This is a genomic window from Archangium minus (genome assembly GCF_044360475.1).
GTDB lineage: Bacteria > Myxococcota > Myxococcia > Myxococcales > Myxococcaceae > Archangium > Archangium minus.
This window is the reverse complement of sequence record NZ_CP043494.1, coordinates 9613435-9628526: the sequence shown is the minus strand read 5'-3', so window position 1 is coordinate 9628526 and position 15092 is coordinate 9613435. Positions and strand designations below refer to the sequence as shown.

Below are 15092 nucleotides of genomic sequence, written 5' to 3'. Positions count from 1 at the left end.
CCGTAACCGCACCTCTTGCAGGCCCCTGAAGGAGAGCCGCTCGCAGTGCGGGGGGGCACCCTGGGTGGACCGTCGTTTGCTATGCGTCGGGCCCATGAACCCTGAGCCCTCCGTGGAACGCAACCGATGGTGGCACGCGTTGTTGTTCGTGGTGCTGCTTGCGCTGGGCTACCAGTTGCTGGACCGCGTGGAGCACACCTCTTTCTCGTACTCGGACTTCCGAGAGGCGCTGACGGCGGGGAAGGTGCAGGCGGTGACCGTCACCGAAGACCGTATCAGCGGGACGTTGGCGCCCGAGTCGGCGGGCGGTGAGCCGCGGCCCTTCGTCGTCGTCCGGGTGGAAGATCCGGAGCTGATGCGCGAGCTGATGGCGCACCAGGTGAAGGTGACGGGGACGGTGCCGGGAAACCCATGGGTGCAGCTCGGCCTCTGGCTGCTGCCGCTGGGGCTCGTGTTCCTGATGATGCGGCTGCAGTCGTCGTCAGGGCAGGGCACTCCCGGGGGTTACCTGTCGGTGGGGCGCAGCAAGGCGAAGGTGTACGTGGAGAAGTCCATCCCCGTGCGGTTCTCCGATGTGGCGGGGGTGGACGAGGCCAAGGGCGAGCTGCAGGAGGTCATCGAGTTCCTGCGCTCGCCGGACCGGTTCTCCAAAATGGGGGGCAAGGTGCCCAAGGGGATTCTCCTGGTGGGCCCTCCGGGAACGGGCAAGACGCTGCTGGCGCGGGCGGTGGCGGGCGAGGCCAACGTGCCCTTCTTCAGCATGAGCGGCTCGGAGTTCGTGGAGATGTTCGTAGGAGTCGGCGCCGCGCGAGTAAGGGATCTATTCGCTCAGGCGCGGCAGAAGGCGCCGTGCATCATCTTCATCGATGAGCTGGACGCGCTGGGGAAGGTGCGCGGCGCGGGGCCCAACGCCCACGAGGAGCGCGAGCAGACGCTCAATCAGCTCCTGGTGGAGCTGGACGGGTTCGATCCGCGAGGGGGCGTCATCCTGATGGCGGCGACGAACCGGGCGGAGATCCTGGATCCGGCGCTGCTACGCGCCGGGCGCTTCGACCGGCATGTGCTGGTGGACCGGCCGGACCGAGTGGGGCGGCTGGCCGTCCTGAAGGTGCACGCGCGCAAGACGCCGCTGGAGAACGAGAAGGACCTGGAGTTCGTGGCGGCGATGACGGTGGGGGCGGTGGGCGCGGACCTGGCCAACATCCTCAACGAGGCGGTGCTGCTCGCCGTACGCCGGAAGAAGGAGAAGGTAGGGCGTGCCGAGCTGGAGGAGGCGGTGGAGCGGGTGGTGGCGGGTCCGGAGAAGCGCAATCGCGTGCTCTCCGCGGCGGAGCGCGAGCGCGTGGCGCACCACGAGATGGGCCATGCACTGACGAGCGTGGTGCTCGCGACGGGCCAGTCGGTGAAGAAGATCTCCATCATCCCGCGGGGAATCGGGGCGCTGGGGTACACGCTGCAGCTGCCCACGGAGGACCGCTACCTGATGACCCGCGGCGAGCTGGAGGCGCGCATCGCCGTGCTGCTGGGGGGCCGGGTGGCCGAGGAGCTGGTGTACGGAGAGGTGTCCACGGGCGCGCAGGATGATCTGCTGAAGGCCACGGACATCGCCCGGAGCATGGTGAAGGGGTACGGGATGAGCGACTCGCTGGGCCCGGTGACGTTCGACCTGGAGCGCCGCTCGCCCCTCCACGACGGGAGCGTGTCGGGCTCGCGCGGTGACTACAGCGAGGAGCTGGCGCGGCGCATTGACCAGGAGATCCGCGGCCTGCTGGACTCGCAGCATGCCAGGGTGACGCGAGTGCTCAGCGAGCGGATCGACCTGCTCCGGGAAGGAGCGGCGCGGCTGCTGGCCCAAGAGGTGATGTCGGGCGAGGAGCTGGCCGCGCTGGTGAACCCGGCGGAGGGGAAGGCACCCGAGCCCGTGAAGGACGCCGCGTGACCCATCCCCGCTCCTTCGGGAGAGGGCGCTTTACGCCTCCTCGTCCCCGAGCTGGGCGCGGAGGCGCGAGAGCCGCTGGGGGCCGATGAGACCCTCCTTGGCCAGTACCTGGAGGAAGTCCACGGTGGCACGCAGGCTGGCCTCCAGCTCTTCCTCGGGCTTGTCGGCGATCTCGGATTCGTAGAGCGCCTCCATGTGCTCGGGGTTGATGGGGGTGGGCCCCTCGCCCCAGGCGGTGTTCACCAGGGCCCGGGAGATGCGCGCGCGGACATTGCGCTCCGTCTCGTCCCGCCCCGCCTTCTCGAAGCCGAGGATGAGGGCATCCACCTGCTCACGGGTGAGGGCCGCCAGGGCGGGAACCTCGCCGAGCGCCTCCTGGACGTACGTCCGGTCGAAGGACTCCACCTCCTCCTCGTAGCCGAAGGCCTCCTCCAGCAGGATGGAGGCGATGAAGGCGTCCGTCTCGTCCTCGGTGGCGCCTTCCTCCTCGAGGGCCTTCCGGGCCTTGGCGGTGGCGGCGGAGAGGGCGGGGTCCTCGGCGATGGCACGTGTCGCGGCGTAGGCGGCGAGGAAGACGACCGCCGCCTCGGCATCCGAGGAGAGGTGGCGCTTGCCCTTGCCCCCCATCAGCGCACTGCGCTTGTCGGGGTGGGCGGCGGCGGTTTGGGCGAAGAGCCGCTCCTCGGGCTCGAGGGGCGCTCCGTCCTTCTCCTTCTGGAGCGTCTCACGGGCGGTTTCGGGGCTGAGGTAGCGGGCAATGAGGGGGTGCATGCCGCGCCTGTTACCACATGCTAGAGAGCTGGCGATGGACTCCGAGGACTCCACTCCCGAGGAAGTCAGGCGTGCGACGGACGCGTGCCTGCGACTGTTGTCTGCTCGCGCTCGCAGTCGGCACGAGCTGCTGACGGTGCTCGAGCGCAAGGGCTTCTCCGAGCCGGTGCGCGAGAAGGCGCTGGCCCAGGTGGAGGGCTGGGGGTACTTGGACGACGAGCGCTTCGCCCGGGAGCGGGCGGCGGTGCTGTTGCAGCGGGGGAAGTATGGCCCTCGGGCGGTGCAGCAGCGGCTGGAGGCCCACGGGTTGAGCCGCGAGGCGGCCAGCGAGGCGGTGGCCACGGCCAGCGGCGAGGTGGAGTTCGACGCCGAGGCGGCCGCGCGCCAGGTGCTGGAGCGGCGGGGGCTGCTGGGCCGGAAGCTGGAGCCCAAGGAGGCGGCCCGGGCCGGTCGCCTCCTGTTCAGCCGGGGCTTTTCCTCGGACGTCATCCAGCGGGTACTCGGTGACGCGGCGCTGGAACCTTCGGGCCCGGAAGATTAGCTTGCCCCCCTACCCATGCGTTTCCTTCGAGCTGTCTGCCTGACTGCCTTCCTGTGCAACGCCGCTGGCTGCGCGGCCCTTTCCACCGGCCAGACCGTGGCGCCGGACTTCACCACCGCCGCCGAGACCAACCTCCAACGCGGCGACGAGGCCCTGGAGCGGAAGGACTTCCTCCAGGCCCAGCAGTATTACGAGCACGTCCGCACCAAGTACCCCTACCTGGAGGTGGCCAACGAGGCCGAGCTGCGGCTGGCGGATCTCGACTTCGCCCAGGAGCAGTACGCGGAGGCGCGCGAGAAGTTCTCGTCCTTCATCAAGCTCCACCCCACGCACCCCAAGGTGGACTACGCCGCGTACCGGTCGGCCCTCACCCACTACGAGGACTTCCCCTCGGAATTCTTCCTGCTGCCGCCCTCCACGGAGAAGGACCAGACGGAGGTGGTGGCGGCGCTGAGCTCGCTCAACGACTTCGTCCGCCAGTACCCCAACTCGCAGTACGTGTCCGAGGCGAAGCAGAAGATCGAGGAGACGCGCCAGCGGCTGGCCGCGCACGAGAAGTACGTGGCCGACTTCTACGCCCGGCGCAAGCGCTGGAAGGCCGTGGCGCAGCGGTTGGAGGGGTTGCTGAAGAACTACCCGGGCACCTCCCTGGAGGAGGAGGCCCTCTTCGATCTGCATGACGCCTACGTGCAGCTCAACGACACCGAGCGCGCGAAGCAGACGCTGCAGCGGATCATCGAGCGCCTGCCGGGGTCGCCCGCCGCCGAGCGGGCCCGGAGGATGATGGGCTCGTGAGCCGCTCCGAGGCATGGAGCCGGCTGGGCGGAGTGATCATCGCCGTGCTGGCCGCTGGGGCCGCCATGGTGGTGCTGGTGCCTCGCTGGTTGGGCGTCGCGGCCGGGCCGGAGGCGGAGATCATCACCGTCCTCAAGAGCACGGAGCGGGCGGGCCTGTCCCTCGCGCTCCCCGGCGTGGGTGAGCCGCTCACGTCCCGGGAGCACCACTTCGCGCGCATCACCGTCAACGTGGAGCCGGGCGGACAGCGCGCCGTGGCCTGGGCGACGCTGGACTTCAGTGGCCGGCTGGGCCGCACCTCGGTCAGCTCCCTGGGTGTGGAGCGGGTGCCCTTCGTCCGTCGCGGGCGGGATTGGGTCCCGGAGGGACTGGCCGCGCCCCGGCTGGCGGCGGCGGTTCGGGCGCTGGAGTCCCGGCGTCAGGCGCTGGAGGTGGGGGACCGCGAGGCCCTGGAGAGACTGCTGGTGCGGGGAGCGGAGGCCGACGCGGGGGCAGGGGAGGCGGAGCTGGCGCGGATCATGTCGCTCCAGCGGCGCCGCTACCGGTCGGAGGCGTGGTACCTGCGGCTCGAGCGGGACGAGGCCGTGGCCAGCGAGGAATGGCGGCTGGAAGGACAACTGCCCTCCCGTCCCGTGGACGAAAAGGGCCAGCGTCGGCTCTCCTTGATTCGCAGCGGAGAGGAATTCTTGTTTTCGCCCGGTCTCATGTAGGCTAGGGCGTTATTATCGGCTGACTCAGCTGCGGGGTCGGGTTCAATGGATGGACGGGTGCTGGGAGCCAGGGCAACACTCAATATCGAGGGCGTAGCACCGTGAGCACTCCGACGCCGGGCAAGATGACGTATGCGCTCAAGTTCATATCCGGCAAGTACCAGGGCGGTGAGTTCCCGCTGAAGACGGAGAAGCAGATCGTCATCGGCCGCTCCAGCGAGCTCGACATGGTGCTCGTCGAGGACATGGTCTCGCGCAAGCACGCGCGGATCGTCGTCAATGGGGCCGGGCAGATCTCCATCGAGGATCTGGGGTCGACGAACGGCACCTTCGTCAACGGCGAGAAGGTGAAGCAGGCGACGCTCAAGGAGGGGGACCGCATCCTCATTGGGACCTCCATCCTCAAGCTCATCCAGCAGGGAGCCGGTGTCGGCGAGGTCGACGACGCCATGGCCAAGCAGAAGCTGGAGGAGGCGGCGGCGGCGCAGGCGGCGCGGACCTCGACGAAGGCCTCGTCGATGACGGGGAAGATCGAGGAGATCCCCCTGCCGGACCTGCTCCAGCTCTTCCACACGTCGAAGAAGAACGGCGTGCTGGTGGTGAGCAACGAGAACGAGGGGAAGATCTACCTGCGCCAGGGCCGCGTGTACTACGCGGTCATCGACGACAACCACAACCTGGGGCCGCAGAAGAGCTTCAACCGCATCATCACCTGGGAGCAGGGCGACTTCGAGCTGCGTCCGGCGGATCCGCAGGAGTTCATGGTGGAGCTGGACTCGTCCACCGAGGCGCTGCTGATGGACGCGCTGAGGCAGCTGGACGAGTACAAGCGCATCCAGAAGGAGCTGCCGGCGACGAGCACGCATCTGTCGCTGGCCTCGCCGATGACGGCGCCGCTGCGCGAGCTGACGCCGGAGCTGCTGGACGTGCTGCAGGCGGTGCACAACTACGGCTCGCTGGGCGGGGTGTTGGACCACTCGGAGCAGGACGACGTGGTGGCCGCCGAGGCGGTGTTGCAGCTCATCAAGCGCGAGTACGTGCGCGCCAGCTAACGAGGCCTTTCGTGTCCGAGAATCAGAAGCCGCGCCGACTGACCGAACTGTCACATTGCGCGGGTTGAGCGGCCAAGATCCGGGCCGCGGACCTGGCGCAGGTCCTGCGCCAACTGAAGACTGCGAAGGACACGAGGGCGCTGGTGGGCTTCAACACCAACGATGATGCGGCCGTGTATCGTGTGGCACCGGGCCTGGCGCTGGTGAGCACGGTGGACTTCTTCCCGCCGGTGGTGGACGACCCGTACCAGTTCGGGGCCATCGCGGCGGCGAACGCGTTGTCGGACATCTACGCCATGGGGGCCAAGCCCCTGTTCGCGCTCAACCTGGTGGGCTTCCCGAAGGATCGCCCCATGGAAGAGCTGTCGAAGATTCTTGCGGGAGGTCAGGCGAAGGCGGACGAGGCGGGCATCCCCATCCTGGGTGGGCACTCGGTGCAGGACCCCGAGCCGAAGTACGGCCTGGCGGTGACGGGCCAGGTGCATCCGAAGAAGGTGCTGACGAACGCCGGGGCGAAGCCGGGGGACGTGCTGATGCTGACGAAGCCGCTGGGCTCGGGCATCGCCACCACGGCCATCAAGCGGGGCGTGGCCTCCGAGGAGCTGACGGAGCGCGTGGTGGCGCTCATGTCGACGCTGAACAAGAAGGCCGGTGAGGTGTTCGCCTCGGGGAAGTTCAAGGTGAACGCCCTCACGGACGTGACGGGCTACGGCCTGCTGGGGCACCTGCTGGAGATGATGACCGGAGCCAAGGCGAAGGCCTTCCTGGACCTGGAGCGCATCCCCATCATCTCGGAGGTGCCGGCGCTGGCGCAGCAGGGCGTGGTGCCGGGCGGGACGAAGTCAAACCTGGCCCACGTGGCGAAGAAGGTGCGCTTCCCCAAGGGGCTGCCCGAGGACATCCAGTGGGTGCTGGCCGACGCGCAGACGAACGGGGGCCTCCTGGCCTCGGTGCCGGCGCGCGACGCGGCGAAGGCGTACCGAGCGCTGGAGCGGGCCGGGGTGGACGTGGCCCTCATCGGTGAGGTGGGCGAGGGTCGGTCCGGCATCGAAGTCGTTGGTTAGACGGGAGCCCCCGGTCCGGTCGCTCGGCTGCTGGCGCACCCTCGTTTGCCCTCGTACGATCCGCGCCGGCATGACGCTTCGATTTCTCGCACTGGCCCGTGTGCTCGTCCTCCTCTGTCTGCCCGCGTCCTCGCTCGCGGCCGAGCGCCCCGCGCGCATCGTGGTGGACCCGGGGCACGGCGGCGCTCAGGAGGGCGCGACGAGCCCCACCGGTCTCCTCGAGAAGGAGGTCTCGCTCCAGATTGCCCACCGGGTGCGGGCACACCTGGAGAAGCAGCTCGGGGCGCAGGTGCTGATGACGCGGGACGAGGACCAGTCGATGCCGCTGCCCGAGCGAGTGGAGTTCGCCAACAAGCAGCGGCCGGACCTCTTCTTGTCCATCCACTGCAACGCGATGCCCACGAAGCGCACGCGCGCGCGCGTCCAGGGCATCGAGACGTACTTCCTGTCCGCCAACGCCTCCAACGCCACCGCGCGAGCGGCCGCGGACCGCGAGAACGCCGAGGCCCCGGCGGCGCGGGAGGCGCGAGGGGACTCCACGCTGGCCTTCATCCTCCACGACCTGGCGCGTACCGAGGCGCACCAGGACTCCTCACGCCTGGCGTACGCCATCCACCAGAAGCTCATCGCCGCCACGGGGGGTTCGGACCGCGGGGTGTTGCAGGCGCCCTTCTACGTCCTCAACGGCGTCGAGGCGCCCGCCGTCCTCATTGAGGTGGGCTACATCTCGCACCCAGAGGAGGGGGCCCGCCTGGGTCGGGCCGAGCACCAGGAGAAGCTCGCCATCGCCATCACCGAGGGCGTGCGCGCCTTCCTGGCCGAGGTGCGCAAGCGCGACGCTCCCAAGCCCCCCAAGGTGGCGGCTCCCGCCACGCCCTGACACGGGACGACACTCGGGACGGACAGCGGGGCCCTTCGTCTGCTAGAGAGGCGGCCCCTATTTCCTTGCCGAGGAGCCTCCCATGCGGTCCTTCAATCGTGGGGCGCTGGACCTGCGCCCCGTTACCCTCACTCCTGGTATCACCCGCCATGCCGAGGGCTCGACCCAGGTGGAGTTCGGCCATACCCGCGTGCTCGTCACCTGCTCGGTGGAGGACAGGGTTCCGCCCCACTTGATGGGCAAGGGCTCCGGCTGGGTGACGGCCGAGTACGGCATGCTGCCGCGCTCGACGCATACCCGCACTCAGCGTGAGGCCGCCAAGGGCAAGCAGACCGGGCGCACGCTCGAAATCCAACGGCTCATCGGCCGCTCCATGCGCGCCGCGGTGGACCTGCCCGGCCTGGGCGTCCGCACCTTCACGCTGGACTGCGACGTCCTCCAGGCGGACGGTGGCACCCGTACCGCCTCCATCACCGGAGCCTACGTGGCCCTGGTGCTCGCCCTGCGCAAGCTGCACAAGGACGGAGTGATGCCGCGCATGCCGAAGCTGACCCCGCTGGCCGCCGTGTCCGTGGGCGTGGTGAAGGGCGAGGTGCGGGTGGACCTCGACTATGACGAGGACTCCACCGCCGACGTGGACCTGAACCTGGTGGCCACGGGCGACGGCCGCATCGTCGAGGTGCAGGGCACCGCCGAGCACCAGCTGTTCGACCGCAAGGCCCTGGACTCCATGCTGGACGCGGGACTGGCCGCCATCCGCCAGCTCACCGAGGCCCAACAGAAGGCACTGGGAGGTTGATGACATGAAGCCCCGCCTGCTCTTCGCCACCACCAACAAGGGCAAGCTGCGCGAGCTGCGCGGCCTTGTTGGGGACGTGGTGGAGGTGCTCGCCCTGAGCGACCTGCCCCCCATCCCCGAGCCCGTCGAGGATGGAGTCACCTTCGAGGAGAACGCCGAGCTCAAGGCTCGCGCCTACGCCGAGGCCACGGGGCTGCCGGCCCTGGCGGATGACTCGGGGTTGTGCGTGGACGCACTGGATGGCCGTCCTGGCGTCTACTCGGCGCGCTATGCCGAGGGGAGCGACAAGGATCGCTACGAGAAGCTGCTCGGAGAGCTGTCAGGCGTTCCGGACGAGAAGCGGACGGCCGCCTTCGTGTGCGCGCTCTGCCTGGCGCTTCCGGGGAAGGGCCGCGCCCTCATCGAGGTGGGCCGCTGCGAGGGGCGCATCGGCCACGCACCGCGGGGCTCTCACGGCTTCGGCTACGACCCGGTCTTCGTCCTGCCGGGGGGCAAGTCGATGGCGGAGCTGACCTCCGAGGAGAAGGCTGGAATCTCTCACCGGGGCGTTGCCTTCCAGAAGATGAAGCCCCATCTGTTGGCCCTGGCCAGTGGCTCACCTGTTGGTGGGTGAGCAGGCGTCAGGAACGTTGCTCTTGCACGTCTGTTCCGGATGGTTCAACAATGTCGGCCTTTATCGGGGCGTAGCGCAGCCTGGTAGCGCACCTGCCTTGGGCGCAGGGGGTCGGAGGTTCGAATCCTCTCGCCCCGATACAGCAGTACCGCGGTAACGGAGTGAACTGGGCGCCAGTAGCTCAGCTGGATAGAGCATCGGCCTTCTAAGCCGAGGGTCGTGGGTTCGAGTCCCGCCTGGCGTACCAAGCCTCCGCTGTGACAAAGGGCTTGAACCGTAACGGTTTCCACGGTAGGGAAGCCGCCACGTTTCAACGCGGTTGTTCGACGTAACGGCGGCCATAGCTCAACTGGTTAGAGCGCAGGACTGTGACTCCTGAGGTTACCGGTTCGATCCCGGTTGGCCGCCCTCTCTGAATCCCCCGCTTTTTGCGCCCGTAGCTCAACTGGATAGAGCATTGGCCTTCGAAGCCAAGGGTTGGGGGTTCAAGTCCCTCCGGGCGCGCAGCAGCACCCTCTCTCGAGGGTGCCGCCGCACCGGGGACTTCTTCCCCCTCTCGCGCTAGGCCTTGGCTTCGTTTGCCGCGGGGATGCGGCAGCGCAGCTCGGCTTCGGTCTCGAGCGCCGCGAGGTTCTCGCGCATCGGCCGGGCCCACTTCGCCTTGGGCTGCTCCATCAGCTTCTCGTGAGCCAGGTCGATGGTCTCGGCCAGCTCCTCGTCGCTGAGCTCCGAGGCCGTCTTGCCCTTGTGCGGACCGAAGGCCACCACCACGGACGAGCTCTTCAGCTTCGCCGGGGCCTCGGCGGCCGGCACCGGCTCAGTCGCCGGAGCGGTCTCCTTGACCACGGTCTCCTTCGCCTTGGCCACGGGCTCCTTGGCCGCGGGCTCGCGCACTTCCTTGGCGGAGCGGGTCGCGGGCCGCGCCTTCACGGACTCCGTGGACGACTCGGGTTCACGCACGGTGTCCCGGGTCGTTTCCTGAGCCTGCGCTGGCGCGGGCTCCTTCTCCTCGCGTGCCTCACGAGGTGCCGTGGGTGGGGGAGGGAAGGACGCCTTCACCGGGCCAGGACGCGCGCCGAGCACCTCGTAGCCACCGTGCCCCGTGGAGGGCGCGGGCTCCGGCTGCGGCTCGAACTCCTCGGCCGGCATCTCCTCGCGCACGTACAGGCCGCCGAAGGCCTCGGGGTACGCCTTGCGCAGCGCCGCCACACGCGCGCACTTCTCGATCATCGTCGTGGGAATCTTGGCCCACAGCGGCGTCTGCTGGACGTAGCCCGCGAAGTCCAGCCACACCACCACGGGCAGCTTGCCCTCGCGCACCACACGTGCCCAGGCACCCACCAGGCTGCCCTTGCGCTTGGCCGGGTTGAAGCGGTGCACCACCTCGCCCTTGCCCTGGTCCACGATGATCTCATCCTCGGCGTACACCGCGCTCGCCTGGATGCCCTTGAAGTCCGGGAAGCGCTCCGCGCGCGCCAGCATCCCCGCTTCCGAGGGCTGGAACTCGTAGCGAGTCACCCAGTTGGGTCTCTCCCGGTTGCCCGCGTTCTGCCGGCGGGCCACGCAGAAGGCCTCCTTCAGCAGCGGATCCAACCCGGAGCGTTTGCACTGCTCGATGAAGAGGGCGAACTCGTCTTCCCCGATGCCCTTGGGGCAGATGGTCCGCTTGATGAGTTCCACGCGCTCGGAGCTCCACTGGCCCGACGCGGTTTCCGCCTTGTTGTGTGCTTCCATGCCGCTGCTCTGTTTCTCCGCCTTCGAAAAGGGCGGACGACCTCCGTCCGCCCGCACCTCGGGGTTGATTCAACCCTGGACGGATCGCGTTGGCATCCCCGAACTGAACATCCGTCCAGGCCAGGCCGGAGGGCAAGCGGGTTCACCCGGGGGACTGCGGAGGGGTTGCGCGGCTACGCGAAAAAAAGCATTTGACGTGGACGGCGAGGCCTCGTACAAGCCGTCCCCGTCGACGCGCGGTGACGAAGCCGCGACGGCGCACAAGAGTCGGGAGCGTAGCTCAATTGGTAGAGCAATGGACTCTTAATCCATAGGTTGTGGGTTCGATTCCCTCCGCTCTCAACACCGGGGCTCTCTCAGAAATGGGAGAGCCCCGGTTCCTTTTTGGGGCCCAGGATTCGCGTGTGCCGGGCCTCGGTTTCGATGTAAAACGCACGCCGTGCGCCCGGGCGGGTGGCGAAACTGGTAGACGCGCCAGACTTAGGATCTGGTACCGCAAGGTGTGAGGGTTCGAGTCCCTCCTCGCCCATTCCGGCCATTTCGCGTTGACCGGACAGGACCTATCTCCTAAAGGCGCACGTCCCACGTTTTCACGTCTTCACCCAACCGACACGCCGGCGTCCACGGTGCGCCCGGCGCGAGCGAGGCATCCCATGAAGGTCCAGGTCGAGGAGCTTTCTCCCATCGAGAAGAAGCTCTCCATTGAGGTCGAGAACGCCCGCGTGGCCGAGGAACTGACGCGTGCGTACTCGGCCCTTGGCAAGCAGGTGAAAATGCCCGGCTTCCGCCAGGGCAAGGTTCCCCGCCGGCTCCTCGAGCAGCGCTACCGGGAGCAGGTGGAGGACGAGGTCATCCAGCGCGTGATGCAGAGCGCCTGGCAGCAGGCCGTGCGGGAGCACAAGGTGGAGGCGGTGGCGCCTCCCCAGGTCACCAACAACTCCGGGCTCAAGGCCGACGCCCCCTTCTCCTTCGAGGCTCGCGTCGAGGTGAAGCCCAAGGTGGAGGCCAAGGACTACCAGGGCCTGCCGCTCACCCGCTCCGAGACCAAGGTCGAGGACAAGGAGGTGGACGACCGCCTGGAGCAGCTGCGTCAGGGCATGGCTCGGCTGGAGCCCGTGGAGGGCCGTGACACGGCCCAGATGGGCGACTTCGCCACGGTGGACTACGTGGCCACCGTCGACGACAAGGAGTTCCCCGGCAGCAAGGCGGAGGGCGTGACGGTCGAGCTGGCCCCCGGCGAGCTGGTGGAGTCCAATGTGGCCGCGCTCGAGGGCGCCAAGGTCGGCGAGACCAAGGAGATTGAGTACACCTTCCCGGCCGACTATCGGGTCGAGGACGTCAAGGGCAAGGCGGCCCGCTTCAAGTTCACCGTCAAGGGACTGAAGAAGAAGGTCGTCCCCGAGCTCAACGACGAGTTCGCCAAGGAGAGCGGCGAGGCCCAGACGCTCGAGGAACTGCGCGGCAAGGTCCGCACGGACCTGGAGACGGGCAAGCGCAACAAGGCTCAGGGCGAGGAGCGTGATGCCCTCCTCAAGGCGCTCATCGAGCGCAACACCTTCGAGGTTCCCCGCGGCATGGTGGATCGCACCATCGACAACATGCTGGAGAACCGGCTGCGCGCCATGGCCCGCATGGGCATGGATCCCCGCCAGCTCAACCTGGACTTCAACCGGCTGCGCGAGGACCTGCGTGAGGAGGCCATCAAGGAAGTGAAGGGCGCGCTCCTCATCGAGGCCATTGCTCAGAAGGAGAACATCCAGGTCTCCGACGAGGACGTGGAGAAGAAGATCGAGGAGCTGGCCAAGGAGGCCAACCAGGCTGTCTCCGTCGTCCGCAAGTACTTCAAGGGCCCGGAGGAGCGTCAGGGGTTGAGCCTTCGACTCCGCGAAGAAAAGACGATTGAATTCCTGAAGGGTCAGGCGAAGTATTCCTAAGAGTTCATTCTCCTTAGACCCTTCACGAGGTTGTCATGCCCTTCATGCCCGTTCCCTACGTCATCGAGCAGACCCACCGCGGGGAACGCTCGTACGACATCTATAGCCGGCTCCTGAAGGACCGGATCGTCATGTTGGGAACGGAGATCGACGATGACGTCGCCAACGTCATCGTCGCCCAGCTCCTGTTCCTCGAGTCCGAGGACCCGGACAAGGACATCAACCTCTACATCAACTCGCCGGGCGGGTCGGTGACGGCGGGCCTCGCCATCTACGACACCATGCAGTACGTGAAGCCCCAGGTGTCCACCATCTGCGTGGGGCAGGCGGCCTCCATGGGGGCCGTCCTGCTGCTGGCCGGCGCCAAGGGCAAGCGTTATGCCCTTCCCAGCTCGCGCATCATGATTCACCAGCCGCTCGGCGGGGTGCGCGGCCAGGCCACGGACATTGAAATCCAGGCCAAGGAAATCCTCCGCATGCGGGCCAAGCTCAACGAGCTCATCGTCAAGCACACCGGCCAGTCAATCGAGCGTGTGGAGAAGGACACGGACCGCGATTACTTCATGGGTGCGGCCGAGGCGAAGTCCTACGGCATCATCGACGAGGTTCAGAATCCCCGGAAGATCCTGGCGCCTCCGGGCGAGCGGAAGTAGCAGCCCCCTCGTGGGGCATACGGGCCGGAGCCGCGGGGAATGATGCACCGCGTCTCCGGCTTCTGTTTTCTGCGCTGGATGTTTTGGGGTGTTAAGTACCCCGCAAGCGCGTGGACGCCCCGGAAGGGGGCTGACTAGATTGGCTGTAGGCAGGGGGGGCGGGGCCGGTCGGACAGCGCACCTCCAGGCAGTTGCAGCGAGGGCATACATGGCGGGTAAGAACGTGGAGAAGCGAGACAACCAGTCCCTCTGCTGTTCCTTCTGCGGCAAGTCGCAGAAAGAGGTGAAGAAGCTCATCGCGGGACCGACGGTCTACATCTGCGACGAGTGCATTGGACTGTGCAACGACATCATCGCGGAGGAGATCGACCGCGAGGAGACCAAGGACACCAAGCTGCGCATCCCGCGGCCCAGTGAGATCAAGGCCATCCTCGACGAGTACGTGGTGGGCCAGGAGCGCGCGAAGAAGACGCTCTCGGTGGCCGTGCACAACCACTACAAGCGCATCGAGTCCAAGGTGGCCATGGACGATGTGGAGCTGCAGAAGAGCAACATCCTTCTGCTCGGCCCCACCGGTAGCGGCAAGACGCTGCTGGCGCAGACGCTCGCGCGCATCCTCAACGTGCCCTTCACCATCGCGGACGCCACGTGCCTCACCGAGGCCGGCTACGTGGGTGAGGACGTTGAGAACATCATCGTCAACCTGCTCCAGGCGGCGGACCACGACATCGAGCGGGCCCAGCGCGGCATCGTCTACATCGACGAGATCGACAAGATCGCCCGCAAGTCGGAGAACCCCTCCATCACCCGCGACGTGTCGGGCGAGGGCGTGCAGCAGGCTCTGCTGAAGATCATCGAGGGCACCATCGCCAACGTGCCGCCCAAGGGGGGCCGCAAGCACCCGCAGCAGGAGTTCCTGCAGGTGGACACGACGAACATCCTGTTCATCTGCGGCGGTGCCTTCGGCGGGCTGGAGCAGATCATCGAGCGGCGGCTCGGTGGCCGCAGCCTGGGCTTCGGCGCGGACATCCAGTCCAAGAAGCAGCGCAACCTCACGGAGCTGCTCAAGCACGTGGAGCCGGAGGACCTGCTGAAGTTCGGCATGATTCCGGAGTTCATCGGCCGTCTGCCGATCGTCACGGCGCTCGAGGAGCTGGATGAGCCGGCGCTGGTGAACATCCTGAGCCAGCCGAAGAACGCGCTGACGAAGCAGTACAAGAAGCTCTTCGATCTGGACGGCATCTCGCTGAAGTTCACGGACGGGGCGCTCAAGGCGATTGCCTCCGAGGCCATCCGCCGCAAGGCGGGCGCTCGCGGCCTGCGCTCCATCCTCGAGAGCGCGATGCTGGACGTGATGTACGAGCTGCCCTCTCGGAAGACGGCCCGCGAGGTCGTCATCTCCGAGGAGGTCATCCTCAAGAAGAGCGAGCCGGTGGTGCTCCACTCCCAGGACAACAAGGAAGCGGAGCCCAAGAAGGAGAGCGCGTAGTCACCCACCCTCCCTCTCCCTCTGGGAGAGGGTCGGGGTGAGGGAATGTGGCCCCCATCCGGGCCCGTACCCCAGCACTCCGCACGAACGCCCTCGCCCCTCCCACACTTTTCGTGGG

At 67.6% G+C, this 15092-nt stretch carries 14 protein-coding genes and 6 tRNA genes; 18 read left to right on the top strand and 2 right to left on the bottom strand.

What is annotated here, in order from left to right; all coding sequences use genetic code 11:
* The first annotated feature begins 112 nt into the window (after positions 1-112).
* Positions 113-1939 (top strand): ATP-dependent zinc metalloprotease FtsH, encoded by a 1827-nt coding sequence (gene ftsH, locus F0U60_RS39285; RefSeq protein ID WP_395807440.1) that lies wholly within the window; start codon positions 113-115, stop codon positions 1937-1939.
* Between the two features lie 30 nt (positions 1940-1969).
* Here ftsH and F0U60_RS39280 read toward each other — a convergent pair whose 3' ends face one another.
* Entirely contained in the window at positions 1970-2710 is a 741-nt protein-coding gene (locus tag F0U60_RS39280; protein WP_395807438.1) for a hypothetical protein, read from the bottom strand.
* A gap of 34 nt (positions 2711-2744) precedes the next feature.
* Here F0U60_RS39280 and F0U60_RS39275 point away from each other — a divergent pair, with 34 nt between their 5' ends.
* The 12 genes from F0U60_RS39275 (at position 2745) to F0U60_RS39220 (ending at position 9668) form a co-directional block, all read left to right on the top strand.
* Positions 2745-3251: a regulatory protein RecX gene (locus F0U60_RS39275; RefSeq protein WP_395807436.1), complete on the top strand. Its 507-nt coding sequence runs from the start codon at positions 2745-2747 to the stop codon at positions 3249-3251.
* Positions 3252-3266: 15 nt separating this feature from the next.
* Positions 3267-4046: an outer membrane protein assembly factor BamD gene (locus tag F0U60_RS39270; RefSeq protein WP_395807434.1), complete on the top strand. Its 780-nt coding sequence runs from the start codon at positions 3267-3269 to the stop codon at positions 4044-4046.
* Complete coding sequence (locus tag F0U60_RS39265; RefSeq protein WP_395807432.1) at positions 4043-4756, top strand: hypothetical protein; 714 nt, start codon at positions 4043-4045, stop codon at positions 4754-4756. The genes F0U60_RS39270 and F0U60_RS39265 overlap by 4 nt, the downstream gene beginning before the upstream one ends.
* Positions 4757-4881: 125 nt before the next feature.
* Positions 4882-5808 carry a DUF4388 domain-containing protein gene (locus tag F0U60_RS39260; RefSeq protein WP_395825658.1) on the top strand — a complete coding sequence of 309 codons (927 nt, stop codon included), beginning with the start codon at positions 4882-4884 and terminating at the stop codon, positions 5806-5808.
* 11 nt (positions 5809-5819) lie between these two features.
* Positions 5820-6872 carry a selenide, water dikinase SelD gene (gene selD / locus F0U60_RS39255; protein WP_395807430.1) on the top strand — a complete coding sequence of 351 codons (1053 nt, stop codon included), beginning with the start codon at positions 5820-5822 and terminating at the stop codon, positions 6870-6872.
* Positions 6873-6942: 70 nt separating this feature from the next.
* Positions 6943-7752: an N-acetylmuramoyl-L-alanine amidase gene (locus F0U60_RS39250; RefSeq protein ID WP_395807428.1), complete on the top strand. Its 810-nt coding sequence runs from the start codon at positions 6943-6945 to the stop codon at positions 7750-7752.
* Between the two features lie 82 nt (positions 7753-7834).
* Positions 7835-8551, top strand: coding sequence for a ribonuclease PH (gene rph, locus F0U60_RS39245; protein ID WP_395807426.1), 717 nt, complete (start codon positions 7835-7837; stop codon positions 8549-8551).
* A gap of 4 nt (positions 8552-8555) precedes the next feature.
* Entirely contained in the window at positions 8556-9164 is a 609-nt protein-coding gene (rdgB, locus tag F0U60_RS39240; RefSeq protein ID WP_395807424.1) for an RdgB/HAM1 family non-canonical purine NTP pyrophosphatase, read from the top strand.
* 64 nt (positions 9165-9228) lie between these two features.
* Positions 9229-9302 (top strand) — tRNA-Pro (locus tag F0U60_RS39235).
* Between the two features lie 32 nt (positions 9303-9334).
* Positions 9335-9411: transfer RNA gene (locus tag F0U60_RS39230), tRNA-Arg, on the top strand.
* 87 nt (positions 9412-9498) lie between these two features.
* Positions 9499-9572: transfer RNA gene (locus tag F0U60_RS39225), tRNA-His, on the top strand.
* Positions 9573-9594: 22 nt separating this feature from the next.
* A tRNA-Arg gene (locus F0U60_RS39220) sits at positions 9595-9668 on the top strand.
* Positions 9669-9725: 57 nt separating this feature from the next.
* Here the strand turns inward: F0U60_RS39220 and bet are convergent.
* On the bottom strand, positions 9726-10898 hold the full coding sequence (gene bet / locus F0U60_RS39215) for a phage recombination protein Bet (protein ID WP_395807422.1): 1173 nt from the start codon (positions 10896-10898) through the stop codon (positions 9726-9728).
* A gap of 269 nt (positions 10899-11167) precedes the next feature.
* Here bet and F0U60_RS39210 point away from each other — a divergent pair.
* The 5 genes from F0U60_RS39210 to clpX all read left to right on the top strand — a co-directional run bounded on the left by F0U60_RS39210 (position 11168) and on the right by clpX (position 14974).
* Positions 11168-11240 (top strand) — tRNA-Lys (locus F0U60_RS39210).
* A 105-nt stretch (positions 11241-11345) separates the two neighbouring features.
* Positions 11346-11427, top strand: a tRNA-Leu gene (locus F0U60_RS39205).
* A 124-nt stretch (positions 11428-11551) separates the two neighbouring features.
* Positions 11552-12832 (top strand): trigger factor, encoded by a 1281-nt coding sequence (tig, locus tag F0U60_RS39200; protein ID WP_395807420.1) that lies wholly within the window; start codon positions 11552-11554, stop codon positions 12830-12832.
* 35 nt (positions 12833-12867) lie between these two features.
* Positions 12868-13485, top strand: coding sequence for an ATP-dependent Clp endopeptidase proteolytic subunit ClpP (gene clpP, locus F0U60_RS39195; protein ID WP_395807418.1), 618 nt, complete (start codon positions 12868-12870; stop codon positions 13483-13485).
* Positions 13486-13693: 208 nt separating this feature from the next.
* Positions 13694-14974, top strand: coding sequence for an ATP-dependent Clp protease ATP-binding subunit ClpX (gene clpX / locus F0U60_RS39190; RefSeq protein ID WP_395807416.1), 1281 nt, complete (start codon positions 13694-13696; stop codon positions 14972-14974).
* The last annotated feature ends 118 nt before the right edge of the window (positions 14975-15092 follow it).